9 protein-coding genes are annotated in these 19,629 nt (G+C 56.2%); 4 read left to right on the forward strand and 5 right to left on the reverse strand.

Annotated elements, in window-relative coordinates; all coding sequences use genetic code 11:
- Window positions 1-15: 15 nt before the first annotated feature.
- From SH528x_RS20610 to SH528x_RS20630, 5 genes are all read right to left on the reverse strand, one after another.
- Window positions 16-1,359 (reverse strand): DUF1501 domain-containing protein, encoded by a 1,344-nt coding sequence (locus SH528x_RS20610; RefSeq protein WP_442505337.1) that lies wholly within the window; start codon window positions 1,357-1,359, stop codon window positions 16-18.
- 10 nt (window positions 1,360-1,369) lie between these two features.
- On the reverse strand, window positions 1,370-3,607 hold the full coding sequence (locus SH528x_RS20615; RefSeq protein WP_442505338.1) for a DUF1549 domain-containing protein: 2,238 nt from the start codon (window positions 3,605-3,607) through the stop codon (window positions 1,370-1,372).
- Window positions 3,608-3,776: 169 nt separating this feature from the next.
- On the reverse strand, window positions 3,777-5,258 hold the full coding sequence (locus tag SH528x_RS20620; RefSeq protein WP_442505339.1) for a DUF1501 domain-containing protein: 1,482 nt from the start codon (window positions 5,256-5,258) through the stop codon (window positions 3,777-3,779).
- Window positions 5,255-7,423, reverse strand: coding sequence for a serine protease (locus SH528x_RS20625; protein WP_442505340.1), 2,169 nt, complete (start codon window positions 7,421-7,423; stop codon window positions 5,255-5,257). The genes SH528x_RS20620 and SH528x_RS20625 overlap by 4 nt, the downstream gene beginning before the upstream one ends.
- A gap of 58 nt (window positions 7,424-7,481) precedes the next feature.
- Complete coding sequence (locus SH528x_RS20630) at window positions 7,482-9,653, reverse strand: DUF1549 and DUF1553 domain-containing protein (RefSeq protein ID WP_442505341.1); 2,172 nt, start codon at window positions 9,651-9,653, stop codon at window positions 7,482-7,484.
- Between the two features lie 450 nt (window positions 9,654-10,103).
- Here SH528x_RS20630 and SH528x_RS20635 point away from each other — a divergent pair, with 450 nt between their 5' ends.
- From SH528x_RS20635 to SH528x_RS20650, 4 genes are all read left to right on the forward strand, one after another.
- Window positions 10,104-13,142, forward strand: a complete 3,039-nt coding sequence (locus tag SH528x_RS20635; RefSeq protein ID WP_442505342.1) for a c-type cytochrome domain-containing protein — start codon at window positions 10,104-10,106, stop codon at window positions 13,140-13,142.
- 568 nt (window positions 13,143-13,710) lie between these two features.
- A complete protein-coding gene (locus SH528x_RS20640; protein ID WP_442505343.1) occupies window positions 13,711-14,253 on the forward strand; it encodes a sigma-70 family RNA polymerase sigma factor in 543 nt (180 codons plus the stop codon).
- Window positions 14,254-14,255: 2 nt separating this feature from the next.
- Window positions 14,256-15,857, forward strand: a complete 1,602-nt coding sequence (locus SH528x_RS20645; protein WP_442505344.1) for a FecR domain-containing protein — start codon at window positions 14,256-14,258, stop codon at window positions 15,855-15,857.
- A gap of 2 nt (window positions 15,858-15,859) precedes the next feature.
- Entirely contained in the window at window positions 15,860-19,576 is a 3,717-nt protein-coding gene (locus tag SH528x_RS20650) for a DUF1553 domain-containing protein (protein ID WP_442505345.1), read from the forward strand.
- Window positions 19,577-19,629 lie beyond the last annotated feature (53 nt).

The following is a 19,629-nucleotide window of genomic DNA, read 5'->3' on the forward strand; positions in this document are numbered from 1 at the left end:
TGAAAAGGTTTCGCATCAGCTCATCAGTTCCGAGATCGGTGTGGCGTCGCTGACCAAGTGCACCGGTCGGCCTTCGGGCGAATGCAGCATTTGTCCTGGATCGATGCCGAGCTTCCGGTAGACGGTCGAGACGAAATTTTCGGGCGAAAGTACTCGCTCGACGGCCGCGTAACCGTGCCGGTCGGTCGCTCCGATGACTTGGCCACCAGCGGTTCCTCCGCCAGCGAACATGACGCTCATGGCGTTAGACCAGTGATCGCGTCCGCCGCGATCGTTGATCTTTGGCGTGCGTCCAAACTCGCCCAACGCGATCACCAAGGTTCGCTCCAACATGCCGCGATCCTTCAAATCAGTCACGAGCGCTGCGATTGTCGCCTCGAATGACGGCATCTTTTTGTCATAGGCGTCAAACAGGTCGGTATGATGGTCCCAACCTCCTTGCACTAGGGTGACAAAGGGCACCCCGGCGCTGACCAAGCGACGTGCCAATAGTGCTTGCTGTCCAAACGTGTTGCGGCCGTAGGCGTCTCGTACCTTGTCGGGCTCGGCGTGGATGTCAAACGCGGCTTGCGATTGGGGGCTACTGACCAATTCCATGCCTTGCGCGTAAAACTCGTCGGCTGCCATGACGGGATCGCCAGCTGCCGCGTCCTTGATCCGTCGCAATTTGTCGATCTGATTGCGGATGTCCTGACGCGATGTGAACCGTTGGTCGGTCAACCCGCTTGGGATCGTCACATCACGGACTTGAAACGACGAGCTGTTCGGATTGTCGGGAACCACAAACGGAGCGTGCTTGGCGCCGAGGAAATTCGGCCCACCCGAGCGAGACATGCTGGGGATCGAAAAGTAGGCGGGAATGCCATCCGGGGCACCGACTTGGTGCGACACCACACTTCCCAGACTCGGGTGAAAGCTGACAAACGCACCGCAGCCCACGGGGATTCGCGGTGGTGCACCGGTCATCATGTAATGATTGCCCGCGCCATGATTGCCTTGATCGTGCCGAATCGAACGGACGATTGCCAAATCATCCGAAATTGCTGCCAACCGTTTCATCGGTTCCGAAAAATGGACGCCGGGAGTTTGCGTTGCGATCGGCTCGTATTTGCCTCGAATCTCGATCGGTGCTTCAGGTTTCGGATCAAACGTTTCGTAATGACTCGGCCCCCCATCCATCCAAATCAGGATGCAAGCGTCCGCTTGTCGTTTCAGTAGTGACGGCGGGGTTTCCGAGGCGTAAGCGGATGTCGCACGTAGCGCACCGGCCAACCCTCCGGCGATCAAACCGTGGAGACCGAGTTTCAGTCCGTCGCGGCGGGTGATGCCGTCACAATTGCGATGTTGTTTTAGATTCATGTATCCGTACCTAGTTCAGGATTGAGAATTCTGGGGCATTCAGCATCGCCCACATCAGATCTTCGATCACGCCGCGGCGATCCGCTGCCTTCGTGATCAGCTCGATGGCGTAGTCGCGTTCGTCTGCGGTAGGGTATCGCGTGAAGGTTGCCAAATACAGTTCGTCGACGATCTGTTCAGGCGATTTTTGATTTTCCGCCAACCTTGCGGCGCGTCCCGAGTCGGAACGAACACGCTTGTCGAGTTGTTGAGAGTTCATCAAGTGAAGCGATTGCGTAACTGTCGAATCGGGCGTCCGTTCGCACGGCGGATCCTGGTTCTCGTTGGGCCGGCCAAAGGTATCGAGGAAGATCGAATCGACGCGTGTCGTCCAAACTTGGTTGGCTCGCGAATCAGGAGGCATCGCTTGGAACGATTCAGTGGTCTGCGTCACGTCGGCCACGGCGTCTAGCAACACTTCCGCTCGCAATCGGCGGCGATAGTGACGCGAATAGTTCAACCGATCCGCGACGTTGGACGCCGTTGGCTCGGAACCGTGTAGATAGACTTGGGACAGCGTGATCGTCTTCAACAATTGCTTGAAATCGTACCCTGACGCCTGGAAATCCTTGGCCAATGCACTCAGCAGCGTTGGATTGGTTGCGGGGTTGGTGGTGCGTAGATCATCAACCGGTTCGACCAATCCGCGACCCATCAGGATCCCCCAGGTGCGATTGACGTGGACTTTGGCAAAGAAGTCGTTGTCGGTGGATGTCATCCATTGAGCGAGTGCATCGCGTGGATCGGCGGGTTCCCCGTTGTCGCTTTCGGGTGTGTCCGTTGCTTCATTCCCCGCGACCTGAAACAACGGCGTTGGCGTCATTGTTTCGCTTGTCAGCGGGTGCAACACGGACCCTTTGCTTGAAGTAAAGACAACTTCTTCGCCACCGGAGATGGGCGGCGACAGTCCGGTGCCTTTGTAGCTAACTTTGGCAAAGTAGGCGGCGAACTGGTAAAAGTCTTGTTGGCTCCATCTTTCAAACGGATGATGATGACACTTGGCACAGTCCAATCGGATCCCCAGGAACAACTGGCTAACCATCGTCGCAACCTCGTCGGGACTGCGTCGATCGCGATAAAGGGTGGCCGCTCCGTTTTGCCAGGTGCTTCCTTTTGCGGTCACCAGTTTGCGAACAAAGGTGTCGTAGGGCACTTCGTCACGAAACTGCTGGCGAATCCAATTGTCGTAATTCATCACCGCCTTGATGCCAACGCGGTAGGGATTCGGACGCAGCAGATCGGCCCAATAACCGGCCCAATGATCCGAAAACTCGGGTCGCTCGAGCAGTTGATCGACCAGCTTGGCCCTTCGCTCGGCCGGAGTCTCGCTTTCGCTGCCATCGAGAAACGCACGGGCTTCTTCGACCGTCGGAAGACGACCAATCAAATCGAGGCTCACACGCCGCAAGAAAACATGATCGTCGACCACCGGCGAGGGCTCGATCCCAAGATTCTGTAATTTCTCGTAAACCAGTTCGTCGATGAATCCATTTCGCTCAAGTGACGCGAAGACGGCGGGCGGCAGCGGTTCGGTTTGCGGGATCACCACGTTAGCCACTTCGATGTGGTACATATAGCGAGCCATCACAGCGGTTTCCCCGGGCAGCGAACCGGCTTGGATGACACCGTTTGCGTCGACCGAAACCACAGCGTCGTCATTGGACAAATAGGTCGCCAACCGAGTGACGTCTCGTGTCGAATCGTCGCTGTAGTGGGCCGTGACCCGCAGCGATTGAGTTTCCGATGGCGTGAGCGAAAAAGAATCTCGATCGAGCGTCACTTTTTCGAGCGTCGGCTCACCTTCCACGCGACGAGGTGCACCTTGGCGGATCCACCGCGTCAACGTTTGATAGACTTCCGAATCTCGCTCGATTTTGCGGCCACCGCCGTGTGGCAATTCGGCAGTCGCCTTTAGCAGCAACAAACTGTTCTCGGGGGACGCAGGGAAGATGCGTCGACCACGCGCATCACGGCTGACCGCAGCGTGGTCGAATTCTGGGTCAAAGCCAAGCAGCGAGAGTTGAAATCCGTTTTGACCACGCTGCTTACCGTGGCATGCGCCTGAATTGCAGCCTTGAGCGGTGAGAATCGGTTGGATATCGAGCTCGAAACTGACCGCAGCGTCGTCAGCGAACGTGGGAGCACACGCGATCGCGACGCTACACGCGAGCCAGATCAAATTGCGGCAATGTCGGAGGATGGTGTGCATGACGGAAGGCGAGGAAAATCGGTCAGAAGGAAATATCGTAGCTACCTTCGCCAGAAGGTGGTGATTCGCATTTTGAGAGGCAACTATCCACGCTCTGGCGAGCGTAGCAACAAAACGCAATTGCCGTAATTTGCCGCCGCTAATTGCTTCTCAGCGTTGGGAAAGCCAGCTAAGCCCTAATTAACTCGGGGATCGGTTTGCCGTGATCGACGATTGGCGTCGGACGGCCGTTAAAATCTTTGATGAACACTTTGGACGCGTCGATTCCTAGGTGATGATAGATGGTTGCCAAGAAGTCGCCGGGACCGCAATGACGCTCGATCACATCTTCACCGCGTTTGTCCGTCGCCCCGATGCACTGGCCCGTTTGGATTCCGCCGCCAGCCCAGATGTTCGAGAACGCACGCGGCCAATGATCACGGCCAGGTTGCTTGGTGCCTGCAGCGGCGCTAGCGTTACCGGCTCCGGTGCTGGGTTGATAGTTGATCTTCGGTGTACGACCGAACTCGCCAGTGACGACGACCATCACCCGTTCATCCAAGCCTCGCTCATAAATATCTTCGATTAGTGCGGTGACAGCTTGATCGTATGCTGCGGCCCGAAAACGCATCGCGTCGAACACGTGATGATTGACGGCATGGTCGTCCCAATTCTGGACTCGGCCGCATAGTGGACCGCGCAGGCTGCTGGTCAGTACCTCGACACCCGCTTCGGCCAAACGGCGAGCGAGCAACAATTGTTGTCCCCAGGTATTGCGACCATAACGATCGCGAGTCGCATCGTCTTCTTCGCTGAGGTCAAAGGCCCGCTTGGTTTGCGGATTCGTCAGCAGCGTCATTGCTTGCGTCTCGAACTCATCTAGAGCGCCAAGTTCACCGTATTGGTCAAACGCTCGCGTCATCGTATCGAGTTTCTGTCGCAAATCGATTCGCCGACTCAAACGCTCGACTTCACGCGAATCGGTCAATCCGATGTTGGGGACGACGAAGTTAGGAGCATTCGGGTCACCGGTGACAGAGAATGGCGAATAGGTTTCACCAATGTAGGCCGGGCCAATATATTCGTTTGACATATTGACGCCGACATACCGCGGCAACGGATTCGTTCGCGTCGCTTCCTCTTGAGCACGCAGATAGTTTGCCACCGTCATCCAATCGGGAAGCCGTGGTTTCGGTTTGTCACGCGTGTCGGAGTCGCCCGACAGCAATTGCATGGAACCGGCCGGATGTCCACCGGCGGTTTGATGCATACTTCGCAGCACCGTGAACTTGTCCGCAATCGCGGCTTGTTTTGGCAACAGTTCCGTGAAGCGGACGCCCGGGATTTTGGTTCCAATCGTTCCAAAAGGGCCGCGATATTCGGTGCCCGCATTGGGTTTGGGGTCGTAGGTGTCGATGTGAGAGCAGCCACCGGGTTTCCAAACCATGATGACCGACGTCTTTTTCCGCGACGTCGTCGGACTGGCAGCACGAATTCGCATCACGCTCGGCAGACTGAGACTGGCAAAGCCGGCGATCCCCATCCGCATAAAACTCCGGCGAGACGAGCCACGTCTCCCGTTGCCAGTCGCCAGCACGTTGCCAAGTGGTCCTGGACAATGAGCCGGTTGAATCGTTTGAGTATCGTAATCGGCTTGTGAAGGACGTCTCATTTCTTCTCCGCGGGTAGGACGCGAATCGCGATCGGTTTGGACACCACGATATCGGCGATGTCGGTAGTAGAGGGCTTCTTTGCAGGTTCGCTGGTGAGCTTTTCGGCGGCGACCGAGTCAGTGGCAGGCGAGTCAGGGGCCAGCGATGCCGGTGAATATTTTGCTACAGCACTTCCGTAGAAGGCGATCCAGTAGTCGCCGGGAGCCGTTTTCAACTTTGCCAAGTCGAGGGTCACTTCCGAGTGATCATCATTAAGCGGCAAGTCGAATTTAGGGTGACTCTCAAACCCGCCTCCCATCGTTTGCATCGCGACCGTTGCTCCGGAAAATTCGCTGCGGCGGCGGTGGGTCAACGGAATCGTCACCGATTCGCCAGCCACCACTTCGATCGGTGCGTCGGCGGAGGGCTGAATCGTCAGCGGGGCAACTTCGGCACTGCCGACCGATACAGCCACATCGCCAACGAGTCGCGGACTGGGGATTTCGGACCATGCATCCTTCACAGGCCACGCCATCGACGCCAAGCGACAAGGCCGGCTGATCGCTTTACCGTCTATCTCGGCTTGACCAACGAACGTTGCATTGGCCCAGCCGGCAGGTGCACCTTCGTCCGCAGTGACCAACATAATGCCCCGTGATTTGCCGGCAGGAATTTTCAAACCTTGCGCGAACACGCCATCAGGCAGCTCTTGCATCGACAACTCGATGTCACCAGCAAACCCATCGCGACGAAACGCGACCACTTCCAGAGCCATTGTCGCGCCGGGTCGCAGCGACATCGGTTTGGACAACGCGTTGCGATCGCCGTTACGCAGCCCCATATGCAGGGCCCACGCGACGAGCGCAAAGTCAGGTTCGGCTTTGCGGATGATCATCCGGTAACGGTTTCGAATGTCACTGCGAGTGCCGCCAAATGCGTCCAGCAGTTGCACCCGATAACGACCGTCTTCGGGGATCTCAATTTTGCCAAGAATGTCGGATGTGCCTGCGTTGTACGGAGGACCGTCGTAGGCGTAGTTGTTGCCGGATACTTTTACCGGACTTGGAATATCGGCTAGCTCGATGACGTCGACAAGGGATTCGGTCTTCGAGCCGTCTTCGACGCTTTCAACAACTCGTTGTACGAGCATCGTCGGATCGGTGGGTAGACCGAGTCTCTCCGAAGCGACTTCGACCCACCATGTTTCGCCCTTTTTCGCAGTGAACTCGAACACATCGACGTCGGCGGCAGGGAAAAACGTTCCCGCAATGTCGCACGGCAGCGTGATCGTTTGAACCGATGAAGCTTGGCCATCGCCCTTTCCATCGTTAGGTTCGACCTCGGCAACTTTAGCCTCTTGTGAAAGACCAACAGGCGGCCACGAAAACGCATTAACTTCTTCGGTACCCGCCATTCTCTGCGGTCGCTCGCCTGCAGGAAGCTCACGAATTGCCAAGCGATAAAAATACTCGCCCCCCCCTTTAAACGTCAATTCGTGGACTTTCACGATGTATTGGCCGTCCTCGGGAGCGACGAAGTCGAGCAGGTCGCCACGACGTTCGACCAACAAATCGCGACCGGCGGCGTCCGCGATGATCACCACCGCGTTCAACTTGCTGTCGATACCGCGTGCGGCACAGTCGACAATGACACGTTGATCTTTTTTGGCTTCGAATCGGTAATGGTTCACGCCACGTACCGGCATCGTCGCGTTAACAATCGAGTTGATCGCCACTGGCAATGCCATCTCCGGCGACGTAGCCGGTTCGGACTGAACGACCTCGGCCACCGTGTCGACTGAAAAGACACGTGACGAGGACAAGCCAAGCGGCGTCATCACACGAGCTTCATGAATGCCGGCAGGACAATCCGCTGCAATCGTGACAACGTATCGCTTCGGAACGACTTTACCGGCATCATCGAGTTTCGGTTTTGCGGTGATACCGGGATGCGAGAAGACAAGTTCGCTCGCGTCATCGATTGAATCCCCGCTGAGGGTGACTTCGATTTCGCTGCCGGCTTGGGCGCCCATGGGCATCGTGGTCAACAATCGCGGAGACGGCAAACAAACCGACTGAGCGAACGCATCGATCGAGTTCGTCGAAAAGATAAGCGACATCACAAAGCCAATGGTCAGCCTGAGCGTACGCGAAGGATGTTGTTTCGTCGGTTTGGGATAGGTCATGGCGATGGTTGTTGGGACGTTATTTTTTTTCGTAGCGTTGCGACGTGGGAGCGTCTCTTTAATGGTTGAACAAAAACTCTTTGGTGTTGATCAATGCCCACAGCAAATCTTGCAAATTTTCGCGGGTGGCATCGACTTCGCTGATTGGTTTCTTGTCTGCAGCCATCCTTGGTTCGGATAAATATGCGACCGCCGTGGACTCCTCTTCGTCGCGAGGCGTCCGTGAATAAGCCGCCAAGTACAACTCGTTGACTCGATCTTGGTTGCTGACGTCTTTCGCGGCCGCCAAACGTTCGGCGCGGCCCCCTTTGAACGCGAGTTTGGCTTTAATGTCCGCGGCGTTGATGAAATGCAAGCTCTGCGCCAGGCTGGAGGATTGAACCCGCTCGCACTCGCACACACTGGTGCTTTCGGGACGTCCAAACACTCGCAAAAACGGCGACGATTTGTTGTAGCTATTATCGGGCAGTGCGACCGCTTTGGTGCCAACGGGCAAGTTGGCAAAATCGGTGCGTGCGGCTGTCAAAAAATCGATCGAATCAAGCAGCACTTCGGCTTGCAGCCGCTTGGGATAGAACCGCGAGTAGTTTTGGCGGTCGGCAATGTTGTGTTCGTTAGGAACCGAACTCAATTGATAGGCATGAGAACGAGTAATCACCCGAACCAATTCTTTCAGATCATAACCGCTGTCGACAAAGTGTTTTTCGATCGCGGCTAACAGTTCGGGATTGGTGGGCGGATTGGTGTCGCGGATGTCATCTTCGGGTTCGATCAGCCCACGGCTAAAGAAATGTTTCCAATAGCGATTCACCAGTGCTTTGGCAAAGAACGGATTCTCAGCCGAGCTCATCCAATCAGCCAGTCGTAGCCGAGGATCCTCGCCAGCAGGGATTTCACCGACGCTGTCTCCCAAAGCCGCAGGCAGCAGGGTTTCTCCGGTCTTGGGGTTCTTTTCACCCGCGACGCCGCGTTGATGAAAGATTTGGTCCTCGCCGCGTACGCCCGTTGGTTTGCGTCCCACTTTGCTAAAGAACGCGACAAGCGAGTAGTAATCGTCTTGGCTCCATCGCTCAAACGGATGATGGTGGCACTGGGCACACTGCATCCGGACGCCGAGAAACAATTGGGCAACGTCCTCGATTTGTTCCTTCGGTTCCTTGACTCGCTTGTACCAAGCGACCGGCGGATTGCCCATTACGGTTCCCGTGGCAGCCAACAACTCACGCACGATTTGGTCGTAAGGCCGGTTCGCCAGCAAACTGTCTCGCATCCAAGCATGAAAGGCAAAGTTGGATGTGATGTCGCTTTTGTCATCCCGCCGATTCTTCAGTAGCGATGTCCACTTGTTTGCAAAGTAGTCTGCGTAATCAGGGCTCTTTAACAGATCGTCGATCACTTGATCACGGCGGTCATCGTCGCTGTTTGTCAGGAAGGCACGCGATTCGGCTTCGGTCGGCAAGCGGCCAGCGATGTCCAACGTCACACGGCGCAAGAATGTCGCGTCGTCGCATACCGGCGAAGGCGGAATGCGCAGCGTTTGCAAATTGTCAAAGACATGGTTGTCAACGAAGTTGTTCGACTCAGGCACTTCATCGACGGCGGCTCCCAAGGGAATCGCGGCGGTATAGACTGCGACTTTGCCTTGATAACGAACCATCACGGCCGCGTTGCCGGGCAGATGCTGAGCATGCACCAAACCGGACTCGGACGACTCGATCATCGCGACGTCATTGGTTTCGTAGAGAGCCAGATCGGTGACGTCGCGAGTTGTGCCGTCACTGTAATGAGCAACCGCCGTTAATTGCTGCGATGCACCCTGGTTCAGCAATCCTCGTTCGGGCTGGACCTGAATCGAATCAAGCTCGGGTGCGTCGTCCGCACCGTACAGAGCTCCTGCGGCAACCCAGTCACGCAGTTGGCGATAGCCGGTTGAATCGATGTCTAGCCGATGGCCACCGCCATGCGGAACTTGCCCGGTCGCTTTCAGCAGTAGCAGACTTTGGTCCGGTGCCGCCAGGGACAGTCGTCGCCCGCGACCTTCGCGAACCACGTGTTCGTAATCTTCGGTGGGCTCGAAACCCAACAGCGAAAGTTGAAAACCGTTCTGTCCGCCACCCGCCTTGGCGTGGCAAACGCCGGTGTTGCAGCCTGCTTTGGTCAATACAGGAGCGACGTCGTTGGCGAAGCTAATCGCACGTTTGGGGCTAATCGCATGCTTTGGTGCGTCCACGGCAGCTGAAATATCGCAGTGGCACAGCGAAAGAACTATCGCAGCGACACATGGCAAACACCATGGCACCTTCGAGAACTCGCGCCGGGTTAAGTCGGATCGCATAAGCGAGTGTCACTGTATTGGGGGGGATTCCCGAGATCGGGGGCGGGAAGTCCAAAGGACTTAATGACTACGATAGTGTTTACTGGTCACAATGTCAAATTATGAAATAGCCCGGTTGCCGCAGATCCATTTCCTCAATTCCAGCTTGTTTTTTAGTCTATACACTCCTGGCGGGCCAAGTTTTAGTAAACTGGTCACTCCCACCTCGCGTTTTCCCACCTTTAATCTCTCGAGCAAACCACTATGTCGGTTCCTCCTTCATGCTCAACCGTTCGTCCATGCGAATTTTCGACTGCCGGGGGTCGCTGCCTCAGAGCACATTGCACGCCAATCGCCGCAGCTGTGATGGCTCTGCTCTGGTTGCTGGCTGCGGTACCGGTCGGTGCCGAATCCGTGTTAACGATCGCAAAGTTGGAACGAACGACGCCTGTCGACTTTGCGACTGAAATCGCTCCGATCTTGAAGCGGAATTGTGTGGCATGTCATCACAAGGCCGATGCTGAGGGCGGTTTGGTTCTCGAATCACATGCGTCGCTGATGAAGGGTGGCGACACCGGCCCGGCGGTGATCGCCAAAGACGCCAAATCAAGTTTGTTGTTGATGCGGGCGACTGGCGAAGAGGATCCGCTAATGCCCCCGGAAGACAATGACGTCGGCGCGTCCCCGCTGACTCCTGAGGAATTGGGGCTCTGGCAATTGTGGATCCAGCAAGGTGCGAACGGTTCCGACACGACCGAAACCGAGTCGATCAGCTGGCAAGCCATTCCCGAATCGATTCGAACGGTCTATGCGTCGGACGTTTCACCCGATGGGCTGCACTTCGCCTTTGCCCGCGGCAATCGCTTGTTGGTTACTGACCTAGACAATCCAACCGAAACCGTCTCGCTGGCGGATCCCGCGTTAGGCGATTCAGGGATCGCGGATGTCGACTTGATTCAATCGATTGCCTTTTCACCGGATGGACGTCGACTCGCCACGGGTGGATTCCGCACCGTGCGGTTCTGGAAGCGAACGCATTCGCCGCTCGAGTCCAAAGACGCTGCGTGGTTGAAGCCGGCTCAAACGATGGCGGTCAAGCCCGATAGTTCGGGGATTGCGCTCGTCAATGCCATCGGTGATATCGAGGTCTGGGATGTTGCCAAGAACGAACGACGAGCAACGATAATGGGACACTCCGATCCCGTTGTCGGAATCGCGTGGGCGGGATCCACGGACCATTTGGTCATCGCCGACGAAGCGGGACGCGTGACGTTTAATGACGCAGCCACCGGAAACGAACTCGCCGGACTTAAACTTGGGTTATCACTGAAACAATTGGCCACGTGCAGCGATGGCGTTCACGTTGCAGTCAGAAGCAACGAGGGCATCGTAAGACTTTTGCGATTCGTTGCGGCCGCGGAAAAGGCGCCCGCAAGTGTCCAAGTGGTGCATGATTCCATCGCTGACATTGTAGATGCCACCGCCGTGGCACTGATTGCCAAGCCAGCGCTCGCGGTTGCAATCGCCAGCGAGTCACGTGGCGTTGTGCTGGTCGATGCGGCAAAGAATCAAGTCACTCGCACCCTGGAAGTAGGATCGGTCGTCGATGCCATGGCCGTTTCCACCGATCAAACACGTCTGGTGACTGGCAGTCGTAACGGCATCGTCGGTGTCTGGAACTTGGCAGACGGAAAACAATTAACCACCAGCAACGCTTCGGTCGAAGATTCGCTGGCGTTGACCAAGGCGACTCGTGACGCAAACCGCCAAAAAGCATTCGTGGCAAAATTGACGGGTAAAACGAAAACGCTTCAAGAGTTACTAAAGAAAGAAGACGAGGCTCTCGCGGCACTTATCAAGACACGTGATGCAGCGATCGTGGCGAACGACGCCAATGAAGCAAAACGTGTCGCAGCAGCCAAGCTGGTGACGGCGTCAGAGGCCGCGATCGAAAAGAGCAAGGTTGACATGGCGGCCGCAGAGAAAGTCGTTGTCGAAGCAAAAGCGAGACTCGAGAAAGCGACAAAGCAGCTCGAAACAGACAAGGCGGCTGTCGTGAAAACCGCAGCGGACGAATCGGACGAGAAGAAAGAGGAAAAAGACGAAGCCGAGGCGGCTAAAAAGGCGGAAGCGGAAAAGCAAGTTGCCGCTACTCAAGCCGCGATCGACAAAGCGAAAGCCGACGTTGCCGCGGCCGAGAAAACCATCGCCGCGGCAAAAGCGTCGCTGGAAAAGAGCACGAAGGAACTTGAAGCCCAGCGTGCCGCATTGACGAAAGCCGAAGCGGAAAAAGCGAAGACAGACGCTGAATTGGTCAAGCAGCAACGATCGACTGACGCGGCTACTGCGGCTCATAAACGAGCCACCGACGCGATCCCCGCACACCAAGGCGTCGTCGATGCTGAAACACGCCGGCTCGCTCGGCTCGATGCGAAACTGGCCCACGTTCAAGCAAATTTGACGCGACCGGGACGCGCGGTGCTCGCTGTCGCGTGGAGTCCCGATGCCACCCAAATCGCCACAGTCCATCGTGATGGCAGCACGCGTGTGATTCGCAGCAGCGATGGCCAACCGTTGACTCAGTTTCCGCAGACAAGCTCTAGCGATTTAGCGGCTGACGGTGGAACAGGCCAATTCGATGTGGCGATTCTCGGCGACAAGCTTTGTCGGCTAAGTGGCCCTGGCGCCGTGCAGTGCTGGTCGCTGCAAGAACATTGGACGCTCGAGCGGACGATCGGGGCGATTAACGATCCCGGACAAATTGCCGATCGCGTCACCGCTATCGATTTCCGTCCCGACGCGATGACGGTGGCGGTGGGTTCAGGCGAACCAAGCCGATCGGGAACCGTCAAGATTTTTGACGTTCAAACCGGAGAACTTGTTCGTGATTTGGGCGACCTTCATTCTGACACCGTGCTCGGGCTCGACTTTTCACCCGATGGGCGAACGCTGGCGTCATCGTCGGCGGATCGAACAATCGCATTGACCGATGTCGCCACCAGCACCACGACACGGCAACTCGAAGGACATACGCACCATGTTCTGTCGGTGGCTTGGCAAGACAGTGGTGAGGCCCTGGCGTCCGCCGGAGCCGATCAAACGGTCAAATTGTGGAATACCGAGACGGGAGAAACGTCGCGGACGGTCAGCGGTTTCCCGAAAGAGATGACCGCAATTCAATTTGTAGAAGCCACCGATCAAGTTGTCGCGGCATGTGGCAGCGGCGAAGTGCGACTTGTCAATTCAACGAACGGAGGCAAGGTTCGCAGTTTCGATACCGCCAAAGACTTCGTGTTTACAATCGCCGTCACGCCGGACGGAAAGAAGTTAATCGCCGGCGGCCAAAGCGGCGTCGTACGGATTTGGACCATCGCTGATGGGAAGCTGGTTTCTGAATTAAAATGACGGATTGAGGTTTAGCGGTGAGGCGCGGGGTTGGACTGCTAAAGATTTGGTGGTGTTGTGATTTTTAGTTGCGATGGTTTTCTGCCACCTCTCCACCAACTTCGTTGGGGGAGAGGTCGAACGGAGCCTTCAGCGACGTTCGGGTGAGGGGGCTGACCGAGCAAGCCACTCGCCGACGACAACGCCGTTTGCACCGGACTTGCTCGGATGATAGCGCGGTCGCCCCCTCACCCGAGCAACGCCTTAAGGGCGTGCTCGACCTCTCCCCCGACTTCGTCGGTGGAGAGGTAACTGCAGTATAGACCGGAAGGAAAACTTACCCCCAATACCCGATGACAACACCAAACTTTTAGCAGGCCAGGCTTGCACGCTGCCACTATCGAATCGGTATTTCGTAAAAATCAATGTCGCGCAGGTTTTGTTTCGATCCTTAGCCGCGGGCGCCATCCCGAAATCGACTTTCACTTTCTTCGATTTTTTGTAGTAACTATCAAGTGCCCCCGTACCATTTACTCGTAGCAGCCATGATGGGCTGCGAATGACACTGGAATAACAGCGGCCAGACGTGATGACGACGGACGAATTTGACAACGATCGCTACGAGGAGTTCCTGCAGCATTTCCTGCGGGATCAGACTCGGATATTCGCCTACGTGAGGACGCTGTTGCCACAGTATGCTGATGCACAGGATGTGTTCCAGCGATGCAGTTTGACGCTATGGCGACACTTTGATGACTTTGATAACGAGCGACTGTTCCTGCCGTGGGCCTGTGGCGTTGCGTTTAACGAAGTTCGCAATTTCCGACGCGTGGCAGGCCGAGACCGCTTGCAGTTCGCAGATGATCTTGCTGAACAATTGGCCGATCGCCGGATCGCTACGCTGGGGCAACGTGACCTCCGCTCGTCCGCGATGCGTAAGTGCATCGAACATCTAAAACAAACCGATCGCGAACTGATCCATCTCGTTTACGAAGAGATGCGTCCGGTCGCGGAAATCGCCGATTCCGCAGGCAAGGCCGTGCAGACCATGTACAACCGCTTGTCCGCCGTCCGCCGAATGCTACTGCAATGCATCGAGAAACGGATCGCATCCGAGGAGGCGTTAGGTTGAGCATGTCAGATAAAAACCAAGACGCACGAACGCTACCCACTCTGCTGGACAAGCTTGTCGATGGATCGATCACAGAATCGGAACACCTCACTTTGCAGGATCTGTTGCGAGACGACGTGGACGCTCAACAGACTTACTTTAACTATCTGGATCTGGATACCGATCTGCGTCAATTGACTCAGGGCACGACGACGCCTGCTGCTAATCCGCACAAGAACCAGAAGGAAACGCAACTGCAATTCTGGATGGCGGTGGCAGTGTCGATGCTAATGATGGCGTCGTTGGTGTGGTGGAGTTTTCTCGAACCGAAGGAAGAACCCGCGGTATCACCCCAGGATTCCGTGGTGTTGGTTCAGTCCGCTGGCGGCGTTTTCTTTCGCGATGTAATGCCCGCTGTCGGCGAATCGCTGAAAAGCAAGCACGAGTACGCACTAATTTCGGGCATGATCGAATTGAAGTTCCCCAGTGGCGCGGAGGTCATTCTGGATGCACCGACAGTGATCGAAATTGCCAGCCTGGAGCGATTGATCGTGCGTCAAGGGGCGTGCAGCGTTCATGCTCCAGCAGGTGCCGAGGGGTTCCAAGTGATCACGCCAAAGACCGAAGTCACCGATTTGGGAACACGCTTCTCCGTCGACGTTGATGAAGCGGGCGACACCGAAGTGCAAGTCGTCGAAGGGGCGGCCGAAGTTCTTCCTCGCGATCGGTTAGCCGCAGAAAAAATATTGTTGACCGAACGCCAGGCGAGTCGTTTCAACGGCGACGACTCATCGACCGTCGACTTCCAACCGGGCAAGTATCGTCGTCAACTTCCCGACCGAGTTGTCGAGTTTGCAATGGGAACGACCAACGGCAAGTTCGACGGGCAACTGTACAGCGTTTCCGTTCAACGAGCCGGAGTAACTCGCCAATATGATGTGTCTGAGTTGGTCGGAGTCGAGGTGACTCATTTTCATGGCGGCACGAACACGCAGCACACGTCCGTTGCAGTCGGAAATACGAACGAAGTGGGTGATGGCCGCCGGGCAGTGATAGAGTCGGATGCGTTGCTTCACACAGGCTTTCTGAATCTAGGCGGCAGTGTCCAACCGCTAAACGGTGATCCGGTTTTGGGTGACAACAAAGATGATGACACGACCGAGGGGATGGCGATTCGTTTTCGCACGCCCGTTATCAATGCATCTGGACCCGACGTCGTGTTCTTTGAATTGCAGTCGGTACTGAACCCAGCGGACGGAGACGGATTTCACGTCAGCCCGTTGCATTTCACCACGGGCTTACGCTCACTGACCGTGATGCGTTACGACATCACGCTCAACTCGGCCGAGGCGTTATCGATTCCCGACTTTGATCTGTTGCAGTTCAACTCACCCGTTCAGTCCGTGTCGGACCTAATCGACGGATCGTTCACGCGAATGAATCCTGCGATCCCATTTTGGGCGATCGCAGTCGGGATCGATTTGAGTGATCTTGGCTACGCGCCAGGAGTCGCTGTCGACGGATTATTCTTTCAGGATGCTCGGGACGACGATCAAATTGTGGACCCCGTGTTTATTGCTGGTTTGCCCGCCGAATTTATTACAGCTGAAGGACAGAAACCTTAGACATGATGTACGCCTTGAAATTGACGCTCGCCGCATTGATGATTTTGAATCTCTTGTCGACGTCGCATGCGGACGAGCCAGAACTGGTTGCCGATTGGGACTTTGCAGCTGAAGCGACACGTTCGTTTAAGTCACACGGATCGGTTCTGCGTGACCAGGCGGGGCCGCGTCCTCCGGTTTATCCTGACTTTCAAAGCAACAACACGGCAATCCGACTCGGTGATTCCGGTGGCTATTTGTCAATCGACGATTCCGCCGATCAAACTGATTTTGACTTTACCAACGGGGACGCGATCACGCTCGAAGCGTGGGTAAAAATCGAACTTCCCGCTAACAACTCGCCCATCTATATCGTTAGCAAAGGGCGAACCGGCAGCCCCCATTTTGCCAAGGACAACCAGAATTGGGCGATGCGTGTGCAAAAGGTTGGAAGCTCGATGCGGGTCGGCTTTCTGTTCGCGACTAAGCCCTCCAGTGGCGATGCTCATTGGCACCGCTGGACGTCGACCGATTCGTTCACGGCCCAAAACACTTGGCATCATGTCGCAGTGTCGTATCGCTTTGGCGAGCCCGATTCGATGCGAGGCTGGATCGATGGACAACCGACCGGCGGCGATTGGGGCATGGGCGGAGAAACAACTGAGCCACCGATCGTCGATGACGATCAAGTGTGGATCGGATCGGCCAACTCCGGAAACCGTTTCATCGGGCTACTCGACAACGTGGCTGTGTTTCGCGGGTTAGCGAGCGATCAAATGATGGCGTCGCGTTTTCGCCGAGTGGGTGAAGAAACCAAACCAAAACTCCTTGCCGAAGCGATGCCGGAACTCGGTGAAATCCCAACAGGCCGCGTTTTGGTCAGTATCGGCGAAGGCTTGCCAGCAGAAAATCGCTGGATCATGGACAACGAAACATGGCCCGCCGACGCGTTGCGTTGGTCCAGTGACGCGTTCCTGATTGAGCGGTTGCCGATTCGATACGACGATTGGGGCATCCGTGATGCATGGAGAGAACCGGTGCTGTTGCGGATGGCTGCGGATGTCAAAATCGAACCAGGAAACCATCGGCTGCTGATGCGAGCTCGTGGAATGGGCCGACTGTGGGTCGACGGCGAACTTGTTGCCCGAACGGAACCAGTCACCCGTCGGTCACCCGATGGCGAGCAGCCGATCACACCCGTTGCGGTACCACCGCTGCCAGGAGTGCGTCCGCATGGTTACCACCAGCAGGAAGTGTTTGCAGAACTAGCGATTCCAAGGGGTTCTGAGCAGGCAAAGAACACTCGTCGGGTGGTGCTAGAACTGATTGTTGGCGGCAAAAATCAACGCACCGAAACGGGCGAAGTGTGTGTCGCGGTACAAACCGCCGACGGTGATTCGTTTGATCTGCTAACGCCCAAGGACGCAGACGTTGTGCCGTTGACCGACGCCTCCGTCGAATCGCTGCTAGAGCAAATGGCGGATCAAATGATTGTCATCGATGACTCATCGCGACGCACCGCTGCGGCGTCGCAAGACGCCTATTGGGACATGCGGCATCAGACCGCTTCACAGTGGGCCGCCGAACATCCGGCTCCTGCAATTCCCACGGTCGACGTCGATTCGCCGGCCAATCCCATCGACGCCTTTATCGCCCAGAAAATTCAGTCAGCAATCGAAGCAGCCGCGAAGAGCGACAGTAAAGTCACCGAGCATTTTCACGGCAAAGTGCTGCCCATACTTCGCGAACAATGTTTCCGTTGTCACGGCGAAAAGGACAAGGGCGGCTTGAAACTGAATTCGCGTGAAGCTGCCTTACTGGCCGGCGAATCCGAGCTACCTGCGGTCGTTCCCGGCGATCCGGAAGCGAGTGAGTTGATCTCGCAAATCCGCAGCGGCGAGATGCCGCCGACCGACACGGGTTTGAGCGAACAGCAAATGGCAACGTTGGAGCAATGGATTCGCGATGGGGCAGCCTGGCCTGCACCGCCGGTTGACGCCGAACGTCTATCGCCACCAGCGGTTGTTAATGACGAGTCGTTTCTTCGCCGCGTGTACCTGGACACAGTGGGCGTGCCCCCAACGCAGGCAGAAGCTAAAAGATTCCTGCGTGACTCTAGGCCTGAAAAACGCGAACGATTGATCGATGATCTGCTTCGTGACCAGCGGATGGCCGATCATTGGATCAGTCTCTGGCAAGATTTGTTGGCAGAGAACCCCACCCTGCTGAATCAGTCGATGGGCAGTACCGGGCCGTTTCGTTGGTTCCTATATGACTCGCTGCGTGACAACAAGCCGATCGACCGCATGATCACCGAACTGGTCATGATGCGAGGCAGCCCCGACACCGGCGGAAGTGCGGGATTCCGATTGTCAGGTGAAAGCGATGCGCCGTATGCGGAAAAGGCAAATATCTTGGCGGGGGCGTTTTTGGGAGTCGAACTGCAGTGTGCACGCTGCCACGATTCACCCTACCACTCGACGTTGCAGCGTGATCTGTATTCGCTCGCAGCGATGTTAGAACGCAAGAGTGTCCAGGTGCCCAAAACCAGTCGCGTTCCCGATGCCTTTTTTGAAAAGAAGGGGCGTGAGTCGTTGATCCGGGTCACACTGAAGCCGAACGAATCCGTCAGCCCTGATTGGCCGCTGGGCAATTTGATTGGGATCGCGGATAACGATCAGATCAGTTCTCTGATGATGGACCCGAGCGATTCACGCGAACGGTTGGCGGTACTGATGACTGCACCCCAAAACCAGCGTTTCGGGCAAGTGATGGTCAACCGTGTTTGGAAACAGCTGATGGGCGCCGGGTTGGTTGAACCCGTCAGCGATTGGGAGGGGCAGACGCCGAGTCACCCTCAGCTACTCAACTGGATGGTTCACCAATGGATCACTAGTGGCTACGACTTGCGAGTTGTGATGCGGCAGATCATGACGTCAAAGACTTACCAACGCGAGGCATCGGGCGAAAACCTGATTGCCGACGCGGAACTGCGTTTCTTTAATGCACCCGATCGGCGTCGACTGACCGCAGAACAAGTCGTTGATTCGCTGTATGTGGCATGTGGGAATGAGATGAATGTCGGAGAATTGACGTTTGTCCACGACGGGCAACGCCCGATTGGAAAACGTCAATCGATGGGCGTCCCGAAGCGGTCCTGGATGTTTGCCAGTTTGAATAACGAGCGTGATCGGCCCAGTTTGTCGCTACCGAGTGCTCGAGCAGTGACCGATGTGTTGCAGGCGTTTGGATGGAACGGATCTCGAGCAAAGCCGATCAGCGTTCGCGACACTGACGCCAACGTGCTGCAACCGGGAATCTTGGCCAACGGAACGCTGGCAATGTCGCTCAGTCGTGCATCGGTGGGCAGCGAGTTGAGCCGGCTCGCGATCGAGGCGCCTTCGACGGAGTCGCTCGTAGACACGTTATTTCTGCGGTTCCTAGGCCGACAACCGACAACCGAAGAACGGCAAGCGTTCGTGGCTGAGCTAAGCGTTGGCTTTGATCAACGTCTCGTTCCCGAAGAACAATTGCATTACCCCGAGCCGTTGCCGCCACTTCCTCAAGTCACTTGGTTCAACCATTTGCGAGGCGAAACCAATACGATCCAACAACAGCTAGAGCAACGGGTAAGCCAGGGACCGCCAGCGGACCCGCAACTCGATCCTGTTTGGCGAACCGTTTACGAAGACTTCGTTTGGAGTCTGATTAACCACCGTGAATTTGTCTGGGTGCCATGATGTTCGGTTAGTGCTGCATGTTTTGGTAGTGGATCTTGCTAAAGATCCCGCCG

The organism is Novipirellula methanifontis, from assembly GCF_052161655.1.
In the GTDB taxonomy this organism is placed as follows: domain Bacteria; phylum Planctomycetota; class Planctomycetia; order Pirellulales; family Pirellulaceae; genus Novipirellula.

Coding starts and splice junctions, on each gene's coding strand:
- SH528x_RS20650 (WP_442505345.1), top strand. CDS start 15,860: ATGATGTACGCCTTGAAATTGACGCTCGCCGCATTGATGATTTTGAAT.
- SH528x_RS20625 (WP_442505340.1), bottom strand. CDS start 7,423: ATGACCTATCCCAAACCGACGAAACAACATCCTTCGCGTACGCTCAGG.
- SH528x_RS20645 (WP_442505344.1), top strand. CDS start 14,256: ATGTCAGATAAAAACCAAGACGCACGAACGCTACCCACTCTGCTGGAC.
- SH528x_RS20615 (WP_442505338.1), bottom strand. CDS start 3,607: ATGCACACCATCCTCCGACATTGCCGCAATTTGATCTGGCTCGCGTGT.
- SH528x_RS20635 (WP_442505342.1), top strand. CDS start 10,104: ATGGCTCTGCTCTGGTTGCTGGCTGCGGTACCGGTCGGTGCCGAATCC.
- SH528x_RS20640 (WP_442505343.1), top strand. CDS start 13,711: ATGACGACGGACGAATTTGACAACGATCGCTACGAGGAGTTCCTGCAG.
- SH528x_RS20610 (WP_442505337.1), bottom strand. CDS start 1,359: ATGAATCTAAAACAACATCGCAATTGTGACGGCATCACCCGCCGCGAC.
- SH528x_RS20620 (WP_442505339.1), bottom strand. CDS start 5,258: ATGAGACGTCCTTCACAAGCCGATTACGATACTCAAACGATTCAACCG.